The organism is Flavobacterium sp. J27 (assembly GCF_004303025.1).
Lineage (GTDB): Bacteria > Bacteroidota > Bacteroidia > Flavobacteriales > Flavobacteriaceae > Flavobacterium.
Window position 1 is genome coordinate 1 of record NZ_PJQW01000037.1, and the last position, 654, is coordinate 654.

Annotated in this window: 1 protein-coding gene; it reads left to right on the forward strand. The window is 32.0% G+C overall.

Annotation, left to right across the window (positions count from 1 at the left end):
- Nucleotides 1-654: DUF4249 domain-containing protein (locus CX675_RS19660; RefSeq protein ID WP_130736959.1), on the forward strand; the 654-nt coding region annotated here is incomplete at both ends.

Consider the following 654-nt stretch of genomic DNA (forward strand, 5'->3'; position numbering starts at 1 on the left):
TATGTTTCAGATCAGGAATTTCAAATTGAGCCAAACATATCGTATACTTTAAAAATTGAAACAAATAATGGCAAAAATTATATTTCAACTAATGAAACCTTGCCAGCTACTTGCCAAATTAGTGATGTAATCGCTACTCAAGAAACTAAAGAAGATAAAACTGGAGTGGCTATCAATGTGAATTCAACTGATCCTAATAACGCTTCAAAATTTTATCGTTATGAATTTATTGAAACCTATATTGTAATTCCTCCTTATTGGAGTCCGAATAAGCTTATTGTAGACTCCAATAATGAACTTGTATTAGTCCCTCGCACCGAAGAAACCAAAATTTGCTACAGTAACAGCTATTCTAATAGTATTAATGTAACTACTACAGAAGATCAAACCGAAGATGTTGTCTCTAATTTTAATATTAATTTTATTCCCAAAGAAGATCCAAAAATTGCACACAGATATAGTGTTTTAGTACGACAATATGTTCAAAATCCGGGAGCATATAATTTTTACAAAACCCTAAAATCACTCGCAGCTTCTGGAAGCTTGTTATCTCAGGTTCAACCTGGACTTATCAAGGGAAACATTAAAAACACAGAAAACCCAAAAGAAAAAATAGTAGGCTATTTTGATGTCACCACAGTTTCAGAAAAAAGA